We start from the raw sequence: 16,507 nt of genomic DNA on the forward strand, positions 1-16,507 counted from the left end.
CGCGTTCGGCCGCCAGCGCCGCTGCCTTGCCTTCGAGGGTTTCGCGCAGTTCGAAGAGTTCGTCGATGTCCTCGAGCGAAATGTCGGTGACGACGACGCCGCGGCCGCCCGCCGTCGTCGTCAGGCCCTCCGCGGTCAGCCGGCTCAGGGCCTCCCGCAGCGGGGTGCGCGAGATGCCAAGCCGCTCGGACTGCTCTACTTCCGCAAGCACCGTCCCGGGCAGCAGACGCCACTCGATGATGTCCTCGCGCAGGGCCGCGTAGGCCTTGTCGCTCGCGCGCATCCTGACTCCTTCGCCCTGCTCCTTCGTTGGCTGACGCACTCCAGTGTATACACGGATGCAAAATTTGCCCAGCATATGCGGTCAATTAGCCCGCTCCTTGGTATCCGTGTATACAAGACCCTTGTGCCCGGCGCTCGCCGGGGCTACCATGAGCTCCATCACATCGTCGTGGACGGGACGCAATTTCATGGGTACCAAGAACTACCGGGACAGCTACGAACGCAGCCTCGAGAAGCCCGCCGAATTCTGGCTGGAAGCCGCCGGGAAGATCTCGTGGTCAGCCGCTCCGCAGCAGGCCATTGATGAGAGCCGGGCGCCGCTGTACGGCTGGTTCCCGGACGGCGTCCTCAACACCTCCTACAACGCGCTGGACCGGCATGTGGAGGAGGGCCGGGGCGGGCAGGACGCCCTGATCTACGACTCCGCCATGCTCGGCACGCAGCAGCGCTACACCTACGCTGAACTGACGGACCTCGTGGCCCGGTTCGCGGGGGTGCTGAGAAGCCAGGGCGTGGGCAGGGGCGACCGTGTCGTCATCTACATGCCCATGATCCCTGAAGCCGCCATCGCCATGCTGGCCACTGCCCGGCTTGGCGCCGTCCATTCGGTCGTTTTCGGCGGCTTTGCCCCCAAGGAACTTGCCGCCCGCATCCGGGACGCTGCCCCGACGGCCGTGGTCACGGCCTCCGGGGGCATCGAGCCCTCGCGCCGGATCGAGTACCTTCCCGCCGTCGAGGAAGCCCTGGGGCTGGCCGGAACGCCCGACACCCCGGTCCTGGTCAAGGCGCGGGACGGCTTCGCCTCCACGGTTGCCGGTCACGCAGGCTGGCTGGACTGGGACACCGAGATGGCCACCGCCGCACCCGCCGCGCCGGTGGACGTCAAAGCGACAGATCCGCTCTACATCCTCTACACCTCGGGAACCACCGGCTCGCCCAAGGGTGTGGTGCGGGACAACGGCGGCCACGCCGTGGCGCTCAGCTGGTCCCTGGAAAACATCTACGACGTCGGGCCCGGCGACGTCATGTGGACCGCCTCCGACGTCGGCTGGGTGGTGGGGCACTCCTACATCGTCTACGGGCCGTTGCTGGCCGGCGCCACGACCGTGCTCTACGAAGGCAAGCCCGTGGGCACCCCCGACGCCGGAGCGTTCTGGCGGGTGATCCAGGACCACAAGGTCAATGTCCTGTTCACCGCGCCCACCGCCCTGCGCGCCATCCGGAAGGCCGACCCCGAGGCGGCGCTGCTCGGGCAGTACGACATGTCCAGCCTGCGGGCCCTGTTTGCGGCCGGCGAGCGGCTGGACACCGATACCTACCACTGGGCCTCCCGGATCCTGGGCGTCCCCGTGGTGGACCACTGGTGGCAGACCGAAACAGGCTGGGCCATCTGCGCCAACCCGCGTGGCCTCGACGGGCTGCCCATCAAGGCGGGATCGCCGAGCGTGCCCATGCCCGGCTTCAAGCTCAACATCGTCGATGGCAGCGGAGAGGACGTCGAGGCCGGGACGGAAGGGAACATTGTCCTGGCCCTTCCCCTGCCGCCGGGCACGCTCACGACGCTCTGGGCGAACGACGAGCGGTACATCTCCTCCTATCTGCAGGCCTTCGAGGGGTACTACGCCACCGGCGACTCCGGCTACCGGGATGAGGACGGCTATCTCTTCGTGATGGGCCGGACCGACGACATCATCAACGTCGCCGGCCACAGGCTCTCCACCGGCGCCATGGAACAGGTGATCGGCCAGCACCCGGCAGTTGCCGAATGCGCCGTGATCGGCCTCGCAGACCCGCTCAAGGGCCAGCGTCCCAGCGGCTACGTGGTGCTCAAGTCCGGGGTCGACGTGCCCGAAGAGATCCTGGTCAGGGACCTGATCGCCCTGGTCCGGCGCGACATCGGCGCCGTGGCAGACTTCAAGCACGTCACGGTTCTCGAAGCGCTGCCCAAGACCCGCTCCGGGAAGATCCTGCGCAAGACCATGCGCCAGATCGCCGACGGCGACGACTATGTGGTGCCGTCCACCATTGAAGATGCCGGCGTGATCGACCAGCTCATCGAAACCCTCCGGCCCGGCGCCTCCGAGTGACGGTGGTCGGATGGCCGCGGCGCCGGTTCTGCGTCGAGGGAGGCGTCCGGCGTGCCCTAATTCTCCCGGTCGATCTGCAGGTAGCTGAGTCCGCTGACATCGAGCCACCATTTCGCGGGAGTCTCCACGAGACGCAGGAGAACGCCCCCGCAGGAGCTGCAACGTACAACGATTCCCGGGGCGTCGGCATAGACCGCTGCCTCCCCGAAGACCCGCACGGCGCCACAGTTCTTGCATCGTCCGATCGCTGTGATGATGTCAACGCGGAACAGCTCCCACAGCGGTCCTGCCACCGCGTTTCCGTCAAGATGAGGTATTGGATTGCCAGCGGTTCCCGCGATGTCCGGGTCCTCGGGGCGCGGGTCCTCGGCGCCAGGGGATGCGGAGCCGTTGTTGCCAGTCACCGGATTCCTCCCGTCCCGCCGAAGCGTTCGGTCTTGATCGACGCGGCCGGATAACCCGCCTGCACGAGCCATTCTGTGACGGTTTCGACAAACATTGTCTGACCACAGATGAAGATGTCGGGGGCAGGGTCCGCCGGCAGGATGTTTGCCAGCAGGGTTTCTGCGGTGAGCCGTTTCGGGGCGCTTGGCCAGCCCACTGGCACTTTGCGTGTGTAGAAGTAGTCGACAGTGAGTTTGGGGGACTCCTGGCCCAAAGTGAGCAGTTCCTCCCGATAGAACCCCGCCTCCGGCGACTTGAGCGAGTACAGCAGCCGGAACGGTGACGGATTCCCGGATTCCTCATGGGCGCGGATCATGGACATGAGCGGGACAATGCCGGATCCTCCGGCGATCAGCTGGACGGGGTTCGGGTCCGTGGGCCGCCAGACGAACCAGCCGCCGACCGGGCCCCGGATCTCCAACTGGTCTCCGAGCATCAGGTCCCTGACCAGATAGGGGGAGACCTCCCCGTTGGCCAATTCGTCGACCGTAATCTCCAGGATTTCGTCCATGCCGGCTGTAGCCACAGAGTATGACCGCACTGCCGTATAGCCGTCGTCCGCCGTGAGCCGGACATCGATATGCTGGCCGGCCAGGTTGCCGTTCAGGCCGTCCACGCGCAGCCCGATCGTTCTGGCCGATTCCGTTTCGGGAACGCCACTGACCACCTCGGCGACACGCCACAGGGTACTCATGCGTCCGGCCTCATGAGTAGCGCTCCTCGCGCCATGGGTCGCCGTAGATGTGGTAGCCGTTGGATTCCCAGAAACCGGGAACATCGTGCGGCATCAGCTCGAGGCCATTGATCCACTTCGCACTTTTCCAAAAATAGAGGTGGGGTACCAGCAGGCGGGCAGGTCCGCCGTGGGCCCGTTCCAGCGGTTCGCCGTCGAATTCCCAAACCACCCATGCCTGGCCGCCTAGAAGGTCCTGTAGCGGGAGGTTGGTCGTATAGCCGCCGTAGGAGTGAGCAGTGGTGAACTCGGATGTTGTTTCCACATCCTCGAATAAGGTGTCCAAGGACACCCCGCGCCACGAGGTGCCCAGTTTGGACCAGCTGGTCACGCAGTGAATGTCGGTCCGGATATCAACCTGTGGCAGCGCCATAAACTCATCCCAGGACCAGGCGCGGCGATCTCCTGTCTCGGCTGCAAGGAAGAATTCCCAGTCCGCCGGGGCAACAGCGGGTGCAGGGCCCGCCGTCAGTACGGGAAAGCTTCCGGTCTCATACTGGCCCGGAGGCAACGCCGGATTGCCGGTTCGTCTTTTTCCATGAAAACGAGACGAGATGATCTCCATCACGTGCCTCCAATGCGGGGCTCCGCCTGTCGAATGTACTTGCAACGATATGGCAACGGCACCACACTGGCCAGACCTGCGGACATTCTCCGCGGCTAAACCGGTGGTGCTGCTTACGACGGCGGCCGGTTCCACCGGTATTCGTTCTCGGGCCGGCCGGGGGCTCCGTAGCGCGGCATCCGGGTGGCCGTGCCGGCCTCGGCAAGGTATTCGAGGTAGCGCCGGGCGGTGACCCGGGACATGCCGAGCGCGTCCATTACCTCGCTGGCCGACACAGCACACGCCTGCCGCTTCATGAACTCTTGCACCGATGCCAGGGTGGACGCGGCCAGCCCCTTGGGCAGGGGTAGCTCGGACGGTGCCCGCAGGCTGGCGAATGCCTGGTCGACGTCGCTCTGGGAGGCCCCGGCCCCGGCGTGTCCGGCGGCGGGGGAGGCGAGCTGTTCACGGAAGAGCCGGTAGCTGGCGAGTTTGTCCGCGAAAGTGGCGTAGGTGAAGGGCTTGATCAGGTACTGGACCACACCGGTGGCCACCGCACTGCGGACGATGTTCAGTTCCCGGACCGCGGTGATGGCGATGATGTCCGCGAAGAGCCCGGCGGCCCGCATCCGGCGCGCAATGTCGAGCCCGTGCAGGTCCGGCAGGTTCATGTCCAGCAGCACCAGCTCTACCGGGTTTCCCGCCGCGGAAAACTCCGTCATCAGCCGGAGGGCGGACTGCCCGTCGGGTGCCGAGCCGGCCAGGGCGAAGCCCTCCAGCCGGCCGATGTAGGCAGCATGGGCGGCTGCGGCGATGGGTTCGTCCTCGACGACGAGAACGCGGATGTCGCTCATTTCTGTCCCTCGGCCGTCGTCGCCGGCGTCGTGGCCGCCGTGGCCGGATCCGTCCTGTCGGGAACCGCCCGAGCCGCCGGAGCCGTCGGCAGCGTGACGTGGAACAGTGCCCCGGCCGGGCTGGTGATGGTCATGCTACCGCCCAGGCGGTGCACCGCCTGCCGGACTAGGGCCAGCCCGAGGCCGCGGCCGGAGGGGCCCGCCGCCTTCGTGCTGAAGCCGTGCCGGAAGATTTCCTCCACAGCCTCCGGATCGATGCCGGGCCCGCTGTCCTCCACCGTGATCCTTAGGGCGCCGGCGGCAGTCTCGACAGTCAGCTCCACGAGTTTCGGCGCCGGCGCCTCGGCGGCCGCGTCGATTGCGTTGTCCAGCAGGTTGCCCAGGATCGCCACCAGGTCCTGCACCGCCAACCCGGTCACGGCGGCGGATCCGGCCGTGTTCAGGATCAGTTCGACCCCGCGCTCGTGGGCTTCGGCGGCCTTGCCCATGATGAGCGCGCCGAGCACGGGCTCGTCGATGGAGCTCACCAGGTCATCGGTCAGCCGCTGGCTGAGCTCGAGGTCCTGCGTGGCGAACTCCAGTGCCTCGGTGCTTCGCCCCAGTTCCATCAGCGAGACGATCGTGTGGAGGCGGTTGGCGTGTTCGTGGGTCTGGGCGCGGAGGGCATCGGAGAGGGTGCGCATCGTTTCCAGTTCGCTGCCCAGGGATTCGATTTCGGTGCGGTCGCGGATAGTCGCCACGGTGCCGAACACAGGAGTGCCGGACACTGCGGCGCGCTGCCGTCCCGAGGCGGGGCCCGGCCCGACGGCGGGGCCCTGGTTGACCACCAGGACGCGGGAGCCGGTCAGATGAATCTCGTCGTGCGCGGTCCGGCCGGATTCGAAGAGCTCCTTGAGGCTGGGGGCCAGCGGCAACTCGGCGAGCGACGGCGCCTTCTGCCCGCCGGCTGAAGAGCGGAGCTCCGGAGGCCCGCCGTCGGATGACTGCGGGGCAAGCCCCAGAAGTGCTGCCGCCTGGTCGTTGTACATCACGACATTGCCCCTGGAATCCACCAGGATGACGCCCTCGCGGACCGAGTGGAGGACCGATTCGTAGTAGGCGAAAAGCTGCGCGAGCTGTTCCGGACCCCAGCCTCGGGTCACCCTCCGCAGGTACCGTCCCAGCAGCCACGACGCGACAGAGCCGCCCGCCAGGAGTGCCAGGCTGATAGCCAGCAGCGCCGGCAGCCGGCCGGAGACGGCGATGTCCACAGTCCGGACCGTGACCCCCGCCGCGACGAGCGCGCGCACCGAGCCGTCAGGGTCCTTCACGGGAGCAATCGTTCGGACCGAGGGTCCCAGGGTCCCGGCGGTGATCTCTGTGAAGACTTGGCCGTTGAGGGCCGCGTCGACCGAACCGATGTAGGGCCTCCCCAGCTCCTCGTCGCGGGGATGGGTCCACCGTGTGCGGTCCGTGGCCATGATCGTGATGAAATCCGCGTCCGCATCCTGCATAACCTTCAGCGCATAGGGCTGAAGCAGGGCTGAGGGGTTCGCGGCGTCCGCCGCCTGCAGCACCTGCGGGTTGTCCGCAACGGCGGTGGCGATGCCAGCCATTCGCCGGCCGGCCTCGTCATAGGCGTGGTCGCGCGCATCGACGAAGGCGGCCGTGCCCACGATGGCCGTCAGGGCCAGCACGAACAGCAGATGGGCCACAAACAGCCTGCGGGCGATGCTCCAGCGGTGGATCATCAACACCTTCCATGACCAATATGAACGCAACGGTGATGCGCATCACCCTCTCCTCGATGATGGGGTGACAAGCAGAACGCACGAGATGGGCCCACAGCTGTGAGGCACCGACGTCCAGCCTATCCAAGGAGAACACCATGGCCTCTCAACGAGGAGAGTCAGCGTCACCCGACGCAACGATCGTCAAGAAGCGCAAGGGGCTCGACAAGTCCCACTACCTGTACATCGCCGTCATCGTGGCCGTCATTGCCGGCGCCGTCGTCGGACTGCTGTTCCCCGAGGTCGGCAAGTCCCTCAAACCGCTGGGGGACGGGTTCATCAAACTCATCAAGATGATGATCGGCCCCGTCATCTTCTGCACCATCGTGCTGGGAATCGGCTCGATCGCGAAGGCCGCCACTGTGGGCAAGGTCGGCGGACTGGCGCTCGCCTACTTCATCGTCATGTCCACTTTCGCGCTGGCCATCGGCCTCGTGGTGGGCAACCTGATCCACCCGGGCGAGGGCCTCAAGCTCGCGCCCTATGATCCGAACAAGAAGGCAGCAACCGACAGCACGATTGACTTCCTGCTCGGCATCATCCCGGGCGACATCCCCGTGTTGCCGACGCTCCTCGCCGCGATCCTCGTCGGCTTCGCCCTCCAGAAGATGGGCCCGCAGGGGGCCCCGATCCTCAAAGCCGTCGGCTACGGCCAGGCCCTGGTATTCCGCATCCTCATCATGATCATGTGGCTGGCCCCGGTTGGCGCCTTCGGTGCGATCGCTGCCGTCGTCGGAGCCACCGGCATGCAGGCCATCTTCAGCATGTTCACCCTGATGGCCGCCTTCTACGCCACCTGCGCGCTGTTCATCGTCGTGATCCTCGGCGGCCTGCTCCAGGTTGTCGCCGGGGTGAACATCTTCCGGCTCATGAAGTACCTGGCCCGGGAATACCTGCTGATCTTCTCCACCTCCTCCTCCGAAGCAGCGCTGCCCCGGCTGATCGCGAAGATGGAACACCTCGGTGTCTCCAAGCCGGTCGTCGGCGTGACGGTCCCCACCGGATACTCCTTCAACTTGGACGGCACCGCCATCTACCTGACCATGGCATCGCTGTTCGTCGCCAACGCCATGGGCACACCGTTGGACCTTGGTGCCCAGATCTCCCTGCTGATCTTCATGATCATCGCCTCCAAGGGTGCAGCGGGCGTCACCGGCGCCGGCCTTGCCACCCTGGCCGCCGGACTGCAGGCGCATGCGCCGCAGCTGCTGGGCGGCGTGGGCATGATCGTCGGTATTGACCGCTTTATGTCCGAGGCACGCGCACTTACCAATTTCACCGGCAACGCCGTCGCCACTGTGCTGATCGGCACCTGGGTCAAGGAGATCGACGGCGGACAGGTTGAGCGTGTCCTCTCCGGCGCCGAGCCGTTCGACGAACAGACCATGATCGCCGGCCACCACGGCGTGGTGGCCGAGCCTGTACACCCGGCCCAGCCGGTCCCGGCGAACGCCTGAACCATCGGCTTTGCTGCCATCGGATCACAGCAGCGGCCACGTTGATCACGGGTAAAACCGCCCGGACGCACACCAGCGTCCCGGGCGGTTTTCCGTTGCAGAATGCCAACCTTCGACTTCTACCAGAAGGTTGAGGCTCAAATAATGGGCGCTGTCAAGGTCCGCGGAATACCGTGTCGGGCGCTGTAGCCTTGGGAGGAATAAGGTCGGTGCCTGACGCCGGCGGCAGCAAGATCAAGCACGACAATCACCGTCATCGAAAGTGTGGATAGATACGTGAGCAGCGAACAGGGTTCAGCAACGCTGGAAGGCACCGAACTCGATCTGGAAGACTCCGTCATGGGCCCCACCGGGCGCCCTCTGCGCGAATTCCCGGAGCCCGCGCCGCTGTCCTCCCACGGCCCCGCGCGGGTCATCGCCATGGTCAACCAGAAGGGTGGAGTGGGTAAAACCACCTCCACCATCAACCTCGCCGCGGCGCTTGCGGAGTTCGGCCGCCGCGTGCTGGTGGTGGATTTCGATCCCCAGGGAGCGCTGTCCGCCGGGCTTGGCATCAATCCCCACGAACTGGACCTCACGGTCTACAACGTGCTGATGGACCGCAAGGTGGACATCCGTGACGCCATCCACAAGACCGGCGTAGACAACCTGGACCTGCTCCCGGCCAACATCGATCTCTCCGCCGCGGAAGTCCAGCTCGTCAACGAGGTGGCCCGCGAACAGGTGCTGGACCGTGCGCTGAAGAAGGTCGAGGACGACTACGACGTCGTCCTGATCGACTGCCAGCCCTCGCTCGGCCTTCTCACGGTCAACGCACTCACCGCCGCCCACGGCGTCATCATCCCGCTGATCTGTGAATTCTTCGCGCTGCGCGCCGTCGCACTGCTCGTCGAGACCATCGACAAGGTCCAGGACCGGCTGAACCCGCGCCTTCAGGTCGACGGTGTGCTTGCCACGATGTACGACTCCCGCACACTGCACAGCCGCGAAGTGATCTCCCGCCTCGTGGAGGCCTTCGGCGACAAAGTCTTCGAGACAGTCATCAAGCGTTCCATCAAGTTTGCCGACGCCACCGTCGCAGCCGAGCCCATCACCGCCTACGCCGGCAACCACATCGGCGCGGACGCCTACCGCAACCTCGCCAAAGAGCTCATTTCGCGCGGCGGCGCGCCCTAGCCAGGATCGTGGCGCAAACAGTCACTCCCACAGCTCAGCCGCAGTTCGCCCCCGCCGGGAAGAAGCCCGGCTTCGAGGTCCGGCTGGCCAACTTCACCGGGCCCTTCGACGTGCTGCTCGGCCTGATTTCCAAGCACCAGCTGGACATCACCGAAGTGGCGCTGGCCACCGTCACCGATGAATTCATCAAGTACATCAAGGGACTCCGGAAACTGGGGGAGGAGTGGGCCCTGGACGAGGCCAGCGAATTCCTGGTCATCGCCGCCACCCTGCTGGACCTGAAGGCGGCCAGGCTGCTGCCCGCCGGCGAGGTCGAAGACGCTGAGGACATCGCACTGCTGGAAGCCCGCGACCTGCTTTTCGCCCGGTTGCTGCAGTACAGGGCCTTCAAGCACGTTGCGGGCCTGATGGGCTCCACCCTGGAACGCGAGGCCTGCCGGTATCCGAGGCAGGTCGCGCTGGAGCTCCACTTCGCGGCGCTGCTCCCGGAACTTCTCTGGCGGCATACCCCACAGCAGTTCGCCGCGCTGGCCGAGGCGGCACTCAAGCCCAAGGAAGCTGCCCCCACGGAGGTGGGCCTGGCGCACCTTCACGGCACGCCGGTCAGCGTCAGGGAACAGGCCGAACTGCTGGGCCACCGGCTGCGGCTCGGCCACCCGCTGACCTTCCGTGCCCTGACCGCCGACGCCGAATCGACCCTCGTGGTGGTGGCGCGGTTCCTGGCGCTGCTGGAAATGTTCCGGGACAAGGCGGTGGCCTTCGACCAATTGCTCCCGCTGGGGGACCTCACGGTCCGGTGGACCGCCCACGGCGAAGCCTGGCGCAGCGGGGACATGACTGAAGAACATGAGGAGCAGGCATGAGCGAGACCCAGCCTGGGCCGGACGCCTGGACCGGCCCCGACACCCCGTCCAATACAGGGAGCCTTCCCGGCGGGGGCAAGTTTCCCGGGAGCGCCCGGGCGGCCCTCGAGGCGGTGCTGATGGTGATCGACCAGCCGGCCACGGCGACCGAGCTCGCCTCCGGGCTGAATCTGACCGTCGACGTCGTCGAGCGACTGCTGGCGGAACTGCAACGCGAGTATGACGGTTATACTATTAATGCCCCGGTTGTGGACGTTGCCAGTTCTGCTATAGAAACTGACGGCTTCGGCGCCACCCCCCGGGGCTTTGAATTGCGGAATATCGCCGGAGGCTGGCGGATCTACTCCCGCGCTGAATTCGCCGATATTGTCGGGGGATTCGTGCTTGAGGGACAGACAGCCAGGCTGACGCAGGCGGCGCTCGAAACGCTCGCCGTCATCGCTTACCGCCAGCCCGTCTCAAGGGCGCGGGTCTCGGCAATTCGAGGAGTTAATGTTGACTCTGTCGTGCGGACGCTGACGCAGCGCGGGCTGATCGAGGATTCGGGAACAGATCCCGAGTCCGGGGCCATCCTGTACCGCACGACGTCGTATTTCCTGGAGCGGATGGGAATCGGCTCGGTGGCTGAAATGCCGCAGCTTTCGCCCCATCTTCCGGGGCTTGAAGGCATCGAAGAGTTTTACGACGCAGAAAGAATGTAGGCAGGAACATACTGCCTGCGCAGAAGTATCCACGAGGGCAGAACCATTTTGCCCCAGCTGGCGGGTGCTGTCGGGAGACAGCGGCCGTCGGCCACAACACGAAGGACGGGTCATGACACAGGCGGGACGCCAGGGTTCACCACGTAACAGTTCGGGGCGTAACAGCACTGGCAACAACGGTGCTGGCAACAAGAGTGCTGGCAACAACGGTGCCGGAAACAACAGTGCCGGACAAAATTCAGCGCCAGGCTCAGGCCGCGGCGCGCAGGGCGGCTCCGGCCGCAGCGGCGGAGCCGACTACAAGGGCGGCGCCGGCCGCGGTTTCCAGGGTGGCGCAAGCCGCGGCGGCGGAGCCGGCTATAAGGGCGGCGGAGACCGCACCTTCAAACACCCCAAACCCCGCGAAGAGGCCTTCATCGATCCGGACCTCCAGGGTCCCGACGGCGGCGCGGCGTCGGCAGGCCGGCCGGCTTCCGGCGAGTGGAAGTCCAAAGCACCCTCCGGTAAGGAGGCTGCCCGCAAGGCCGCCGCCCGCAAGCCCGGCTTCGGCAAGGTCCCCGGCACTCCCGGCGCCCTCAAGCCCAAACCGCGCACCGGAGCCGCCAAGTCCGCGGGCCCCCGCGCCTTCGGCAGCGAACGCTTCGGCCAGAACCTGGGCCCCGTGCGCAAGCCGGCCCGCAAGCGCGGTCCGCGCGCCGACGTGCCCCAGTCTGAACTGCACGACCAGGACGGCATCCGCCTGCAGAAGGTCATGGCCTCGGCCGGCGTCGCCTCACGGCGCGTCTGCGAAGAGATGATCGCCGAAGGCCGCGTCGAGGTCGATGGCCAGGTTGTCACCGAGCTCGGCGTCCGCGTCGATCCGAAGACCGCCGTGATCCACGTGGACGGTCTCCGCATCCAGCTCGACGAGAACATGGTCTACATGGTTTTCAACAAGCCCAAGGGCGTTGTTTCCACCATGGAAGACCCGGACGGCCGTCCCTGCATCAGCGACTTCGTCCGCAACAGCCACGGCGAACGACTCTTCCACGTGGGCCGGCTCGACGTCGCCACGGAGGGCCTGCTGCTGCTCACGAACGACGGCGAACTCGCCAACCGCCTGACCCATCCCTCCTACGAAGTCCCCAAGACCTACCTCGTGCAGGTCCGCGGGCCGTTCCCGCAGGGCATCGGCGCGGAGCTCAAGGCGGGCGTGGAACTCGAAGACGGCATTGCCTCGGTCGATTCCTTCAAGCTCGTTGACTCCACTCCGGGCCACGTCCTCATCGAGGTCGTGCTGCACTCGGGCAAGAACAGGATCGTCCGGCGTCTCTTCGACGCCGTTGGCTTCCCGGTGCTGCGCCTGGTCCGGGTCAAGGTCGGCCCCATCGGCCTGGGCGACCAGCGCCAGGGCAGCATCCGCAACCTCGGCAAGCAGGAAGTCGGCCACCTGCTGGCATCCGTAGGGCTGTAGGGCATGTCCGCCTTTCGCACCCACGGCCGCGGGCACCTGGCCGGTCCGGTGGTGGTCGTGGGCACCGGTCTCCTGGGTACCAGCATCGGGCTGGGGCTCCGGGGCCGCGGAGTGGCAGTGTTCCTCTCCGATCCCTCGCCCACCAACCAGGCCGTCGCCGTCGACATCGGCGCAGGCCTGCCGTTGGCGCGCCTTGACGGGGAACAGCCCGAGCTCGTCATCGTCGCCGCGCCGCCGGATGTCACGGCCGATGTGGTGGAGCGTGCACTCGGGGACTACCCGCAGGCCGTTGTTGTGGACATCGCCAGTGTCAAGGCCGGCATCCAGGCCGAGCTGCGTTCCCGCGGCGCCGACCTCACCCGCTACGTGGGCACCCACCCCATGGCGGGCCGGGAAAAGTCGGGTCCGGTCGCTGCCCGCGGGGAGCTTTTCACCTCCATGCCGTGGGTGCTGTGCCCGTCCGAGGAGACCTCGCCGGAGTCCCTCCAGGCAGCACGGGCGCTGGCGAGCGACCTTGGTGCCGTCGTGTCCGAATTCGGCGCCGAGGAACACGACGAGGCCGTGGCGCTCGTCTCCCACGTACCCCAGGTTGTGTCCTCGCTCGTGGCCAGCCGGCTGCAGGGCACGCCGCTGCATGCCCTGTCCCTGGCCGGCAACGGGCTGCGGGACCTGACCCGCATCGCGGCCAGTGATCCGACCCTGTGGGTGCAGATCCTGGGCGCGAACGCGGGCAAGGTGGTCGATGTACTGTACGGGGTCCGCGAGGACCTCAACCGGGTGATCGGTACGCTGGAGAACCCGACGGCCCCCGGCGCACGGCTGGACCTCGCCCAGCTGATCAGCGAAGGAAACGCCGGCCAGTCCCGTATCCCGGGCAAGCACGGCGGACCGCCGCAGGCCTACTCCTGGCTGACGGTCCTGGTGGATGACACACCGGGTCAGATCGCCAGGCTCCTCACGGAGATCGGCGAGATCGGCGTCAACCTCGAGGACCTGCGCCTGGACCACTCCTCGGGACAGAATGTGGGCATGGTGGAGATCTCCGTGCTGCCCAACAAACACGACCTGCTTATCGAAGCCCTCAACGACCGCGGATGGCGGGTACTCCAGTAATGACCCAGGAACTTATCTCTTCCGTCGACGTCGTCCGCCCCGGCAAAAGCCTGGTGGTGGCCATCGACGGACCCTCCGGCTCCGGCAAGTCCAGCGTCAGCAAGGAAGTGGCCCGCCGGCTCAAGCTGGCGTACCTGGACACCGGCGCGATGTACCGCGCCCTGACCTGGTTCTGCCTGGCTAGCGGCACCGACCTCGAGGACGGGGCCGCCGTCGAGGCCGCGGCCGAAAACCTGCCGCTGGAGATCAGTACGAGCCCGCTGGAAGAATACGTCCGCGTCGGCGGAACAGACGTCACGCTTGCCATCCGCGAGCCGGTGATTTCCGCTGCCGTCAGCGCCGTCGCCACCACCCTTGGTGCCCGCATCGAACTGATTCGCCGCCAGCGCGAGCTGATCGAAAAGCACCACCGCCGCATGGTGGTCGAGGGCCGGGACATCACCACCGTCGTCGCGCCCCACGCCGAAGTGCGGATGCTGCTCACCGCCAGCGAAGAGGCCCGCCTGCGCCGCCGCGGCATCCAGCTCGGCGGCACCCAGAACGCGGAGCAGCTGGCGGCGCAGGTGACCCAGCGCGATGCGAAGGATTCCACAGTCGTGAACTTCACGCGGGCCGCCGACGGTGTGGTGACGCTGGATTCCTCGGAGCTGGACTTCGCGGAAACTGTTGATGCCGCTCTGAACATCGTCACCGGCGTCACCGGCCACAAGGTCACCGCCCGTGACTGACGCGGCGCCGCAGGCGCGGACCCGGCCGGACACGGTGCTGCCGGGGCGGTGGACCACCGTCTGGAGCCGTCCGGTCGGCTGGCTCCTGGACCACGTCCTCTACCGGACCTCGGTCACGGGACGGTCCAACGTGCCGGCGTCGGGTCCGGTGATCTTCGCCGGAAACCATATTTCCTTCCTGGACGGACCCGTGATGTTCGGAGCCTCGCCCCGTGCCATGCACATCCTCGTCAAGCAGGAAATGTTCGCCGGCCTCCTGGGCCGGGTGCTGCAGGCCTCGGGCCAGCTGCCGGTGGACCGTGCGGGCGACCGTGCGGCCCTGCAGCGGGCCAAACGCATGCTCGACGACGGACGGTGCGTCGGCATTCTCCCCGAGGGAACGCGGGGGAGCGGCGAGGCGTCCGCAATCAACAACGGCGTGGCCTGGCTGGCGCTGAACTCGCGGGCCACGGTGGTCCCCGTAGCCATCCTTGGGACCCGGACGGGCGCCGAAGACGTGGACAGCGTTCCACGGTTGCGCCGGCGGCTGCACGTCAGCTTCGGTGGGGCCCTCAATGTCAGCCGCAGGCCCGGCGAGACCGGGCGTGTTTCAATGGACAGGGCGGGAACCGAGATCCGCGCCGCGCTGGCCCGCCATGTCCAGGATTCGATCCTAAGAACCGGGCAGCCCTTGCCCAACGCGGATTCCCCGCAAGAACGTCATGAAGCAGTAGCCGGGACGCCGGCAGATCACCCCATAAGGAAAGTGCAATGAGCGATACGACTCAAACCTCCGGCAACTTTAGCGCCGGCGAAGACGAATACACGCCCACCGGCACGGACCAGGTGGCCGAGCACCTTGCCGCCCTGGACGATGAGGAAGCAGAGGTCCGCGCGGCCTCCCTCCGGGCCGGCCTGGACGACTACGAGCTCGATGAGGAAGACGCCGCCCTCCTGAGCGGCGAGTACGACGACGAGGACTTCGACGGTCCCGTCAAGCTTGACCCGGTCCTGGCCATCATCGGCCGGCCCAACGTGGGCAAGTCCACCCTGGTGAACAGGATCCTCGGCCGCCGCGAGGCCGTCGTGGAAGACACCCCCGGCGTCACACGCGACCGTGTGATGTACTCGGCCACCTGGAACGGCCAGAACTTCACGGTCGTGGACACCGGCGGCTGGGAGCACGATGCCCGCGGCATCCACGCCCGCGTCGCCGAACAGGCCGAAATGGCCGTGGAACTCGCCGACGCCGTGCTGTTCGTCGTCGACTCGGCCGTCGGCGCCACCGCCACCGACGAAGCCGTTGTGAAGATGCTCCGCAAGTCCAAGAAGCCGGTCATCATGGTCGCCAACAAGGTCGATGACTTCGCGCAGGAAGCCGACTCCGCAACGCTCTGGGGCCTCGGCTTCGGCGAGCCGTACCCGGTCTCGGCCCTGCACGGCCGGGGCGTCGCGGACCTCCTGGACCACGTGATCGACACTCTTCCCGAGTTCTCGACGATCGAAGGCCTGGAGCGCTCCGGCGGTCCGCGCCGCATCGCCCTGATCGGGCGGCCGAACGTGGGCAAGTCCTCGCTGCTGAACAAGCTGGCCGGTTCCGAGCGCGTGGTGGTGGACAACACCGCCGGTACCACGCGGGACCCGGTCGATGAGTTCATCGAACTCGGCGACCGCACCTGGCGCTTCGTCGATACCGCCGGGATCCGCCGCCGCCAGCACATGGCACAGGGCGCCGACTTCTACGCCTCGCTGCGAACGCAGAGCGCCCTGGAAAAGGCGGAGGTCGCCGTCGTGCTCCTCGCGGTGGACGAAGTGCTCAGCGAGCAGGATGTCCGCATCCTGCAGCTGGCCATCGAATCCGGCCGTGCGCTGGTTCTCGCGTTCAACAAATGGGACCTGCTGGATGACGAACGCCGCACTTACCTGGAACGCGAAATCGAGCAGGACCTGGCCCACGTGGCGTGGGCGCCGCGGGTGAACATTTCGGCGCTGACCGGGTGGCACAAGGACAGGCTCGTCCCTGCCCTGGACACGGCCCTGGAAAGCTGGGACAAGCGGATTCCGACCGGCCGGCTTAACGCCTTCCTGGGCGAGCTCGTCGCGGCACATCCCCACCCTGTCCGCGGCGGAAAGCAGCCCCGCATCCTCTTCGGCACCCAGGCCTCCAGCCGCCCGCCGAAGTTCGTGCTGTTCACCACGGGGTTCCTGGACCCGGGCTACCGCCGCTTCATCACCCGCCGGCTCCGCGAAACCTTCGGGTTCGAGGGCACGCCGATCGAGGTCAACATGCGTGTGCGGGAAAAGCGCGGCAAGAAGCGCTAATT

At 66.8% G+C, this 16,507-nt stretch carries 16 protein-coding genes; 10 read left to right on the forward strand and 6 right to left on the reverse strand.

What is annotated here, in order from left to right; all coding sequences use genetic code 11:
• Positions 1 to 283, reverse strand: a 283-nt coding sequence (locus BJG92_RS16810) for a GntR family transcriptional regulator (RefSeq protein ID WP_232085126.1), incomplete at its 3' end; no start/stop codon positions are given.
• A gap of 187 nt (positions 284 to 470) precedes the next feature.
• Between BJG92_RS16810 and BJG92_RS16815 the strand changes: the two genes are divergently transcribed.
• Positions 471 to 2,369 carry a propionyl-CoA synthetase gene (locus BJG92_RS16815; RefSeq protein WP_232085154.1) on the forward strand — a complete coding sequence of 633 codons (1,899 nt, stop codon included), beginning with the start codon at positions 471 to 473 and terminating at the stop codon, positions 2,367 to 2,369.
• A gap of 56 nt (positions 2,370 to 2,425) precedes the next feature.
• Here the strand turns inward: BJG92_RS16815 and BJG92_RS16820 are convergent, their stop codons facing one another.
• The 5 genes from BJG92_RS16820 to BJG92_RS16840 all read right to left on the reverse strand — a co-directional run bounded on the left by BJG92_RS16820 (position 2,426) and on the right by BJG92_RS16840 (position 6,674).
• The gene (locus BJG92_RS16820) at positions 2,426 to 2,773 is read right to left on the reverse strand and encodes a DUF6510 family protein (protein ID WP_232085127.1); all 348 of its coding nucleotides are present in this window, start codon (positions 2,771 to 2,773) and stop codon (positions 2,426 to 2,428) included.
• The gene (locus BJG92_RS16825; RefSeq protein ID WP_232085128.1) at positions 2,770 to 3,507 is read right to left on the reverse strand and encodes a ferredoxin reductase; all 738 of its coding nucleotides are present in this window, start codon (positions 3,505 to 3,507) and stop codon (positions 2,770 to 2,772) included. Before BJG92_RS16825 ends, BJG92_RS16820 begins: the two co-directional genes overlap by 4 nt.
• A 10-nt stretch (positions 3,508 to 3,517) precedes the next feature.
• The gene (locus tag BJG92_RS16830) at positions 3,518 to 4,111 is read right to left on the reverse strand and encodes a molybdopterin-dependent oxidoreductase (protein ID WP_232085129.1); all 594 of its coding nucleotides are present in this window, start codon (positions 4,109 to 4,111) and stop codon (positions 3,518 to 3,520) included.
• Between the two features lie 113 nt (positions 4,112 to 4,224).
• Complete coding sequence (locus tag BJG92_RS16835; RefSeq protein WP_232085130.1) at positions 4,225 to 4,944, reverse strand: response regulator; 720 nt, start codon at positions 4,942 to 4,944, stop codon at positions 4,225 to 4,227.
• The gene (locus BJG92_RS16840; protein WP_232085131.1) at positions 4,941 to 6,674 is read right to left on the reverse strand and encodes a sensor histidine kinase; all 1,734 of its coding nucleotides are present in this window, start codon (positions 6,672 to 6,674) and stop codon (positions 4,941 to 4,943) included. Before BJG92_RS16840 ends, BJG92_RS16835 begins: the two co-directional genes overlap by 4 nt.
• Before the next feature lie 137 nt (positions 6,675 to 6,811).
• On the opposite strand from BJG92_RS16840, the gene BJG92_RS16845 reads away from it, so the two are divergent.
• From BJG92_RS16845 to der, 9 genes are all read left to right on the forward strand, one after another.
• The gene (locus BJG92_RS16845) at positions 6,812 to 8,170 is read left to right on the forward strand and encodes a cation:dicarboxylate symporter family transporter (RefSeq protein WP_232085132.1); all 1,359 of its coding nucleotides are present in this window, start codon (positions 6,812 to 6,814) and stop codon (positions 8,168 to 8,170) included.
• Positions 8,171 to 8,446: 276 nt separating this feature from the next.
• Positions 8,447 to 9,346, forward strand: a complete 900-nt coding sequence (locus BJG92_RS16850; protein ID WP_232085133.1) for a ParA family protein — start codon at positions 8,447 to 8,449, stop codon at positions 9,344 to 9,346.
• Positions 9,347 to 9,354: 8 nt separating this feature from the next.
• Positions 9,355 to 10,209, forward strand: a complete 855-nt coding sequence (locus tag BJG92_RS16855; protein ID WP_232085134.1) for a ScpA family protein — start codon at positions 9,355 to 9,357, stop codon at positions 10,207 to 10,209.
• Between the two features lie 119 nt (positions 10,210 to 10,328).
• Positions 10,329 to 10,910 carry an SMC-Scp complex subunit ScpB gene (locus BJG92_RS16860; protein ID WP_232085155.1) on the forward strand — a complete coding sequence of 194 codons (582 nt, stop codon included), beginning with the start codon at positions 10,329 to 10,331 and terminating at the stop codon, positions 10,908 to 10,910.
• Positions 10,911 to 11,022: 112 nt separating this feature from the next.
• Complete coding sequence (locus tag BJG92_RS16865) at positions 11,023 to 12,363, forward strand: pseudouridine synthase (protein ID WP_232085135.1); 1,341 nt, start codon at positions 11,023 to 11,025, stop codon at positions 12,361 to 12,363.
• Between the two features lie 3 nt (positions 12,364 to 12,366).
• A complete protein-coding gene (locus BJG92_RS16870) occupies positions 12,367 to 13,476 on the forward strand; it encodes a prephenate dehydrogenase (RefSeq protein ID WP_232085136.1) in 1,110 nt (369 codons plus the stop codon).
• Positions 13,476 to 14,204, forward strand: a complete 729-nt coding sequence (cmk, locus tag BJG92_RS16875) for a (d)CMP kinase (RefSeq protein WP_232085137.1) — start codon at positions 13,476 to 13,478, stop codon at positions 14,202 to 14,204. The genes BJG92_RS16870 and cmk overlap by 1 nt, the downstream gene beginning before the upstream one ends.
• Before the next feature lie 37 nt (positions 14,205 to 14,241).
• Positions 14,242 to 14,958 carry a 1-acyl-sn-glycerol-3-phosphate acyltransferase gene (locus BJG92_RS16880; protein ID WP_232085156.1) on the forward strand — a complete coding sequence of 239 codons (717 nt, stop codon included), beginning with the start codon at positions 14,242 to 14,244 and terminating at the stop codon, positions 14,956 to 14,958.
• Entirely contained in the window at positions 14,955 to 16,505 is a 1,551-nt protein-coding gene (gene der, locus BJG92_RS16885) for a ribosome biogenesis GTPase Der (RefSeq protein ID WP_232085138.1), read from the forward strand. The genes BJG92_RS16880 and der overlap by 4 nt, the downstream gene beginning before the upstream one ends.
• Positions 16,506 to 16,507 lie beyond the last annotated feature (2 nt).

Origin of the sequence: Arthrobacter sp. SO5 (assembly GCF_020532805.1) — a bacterium.
Classification (GTDB): domain Bacteria; phylum Actinomycetota; class Actinomycetes; order Actinomycetales; family Micrococcaceae; genus Arthrobacter.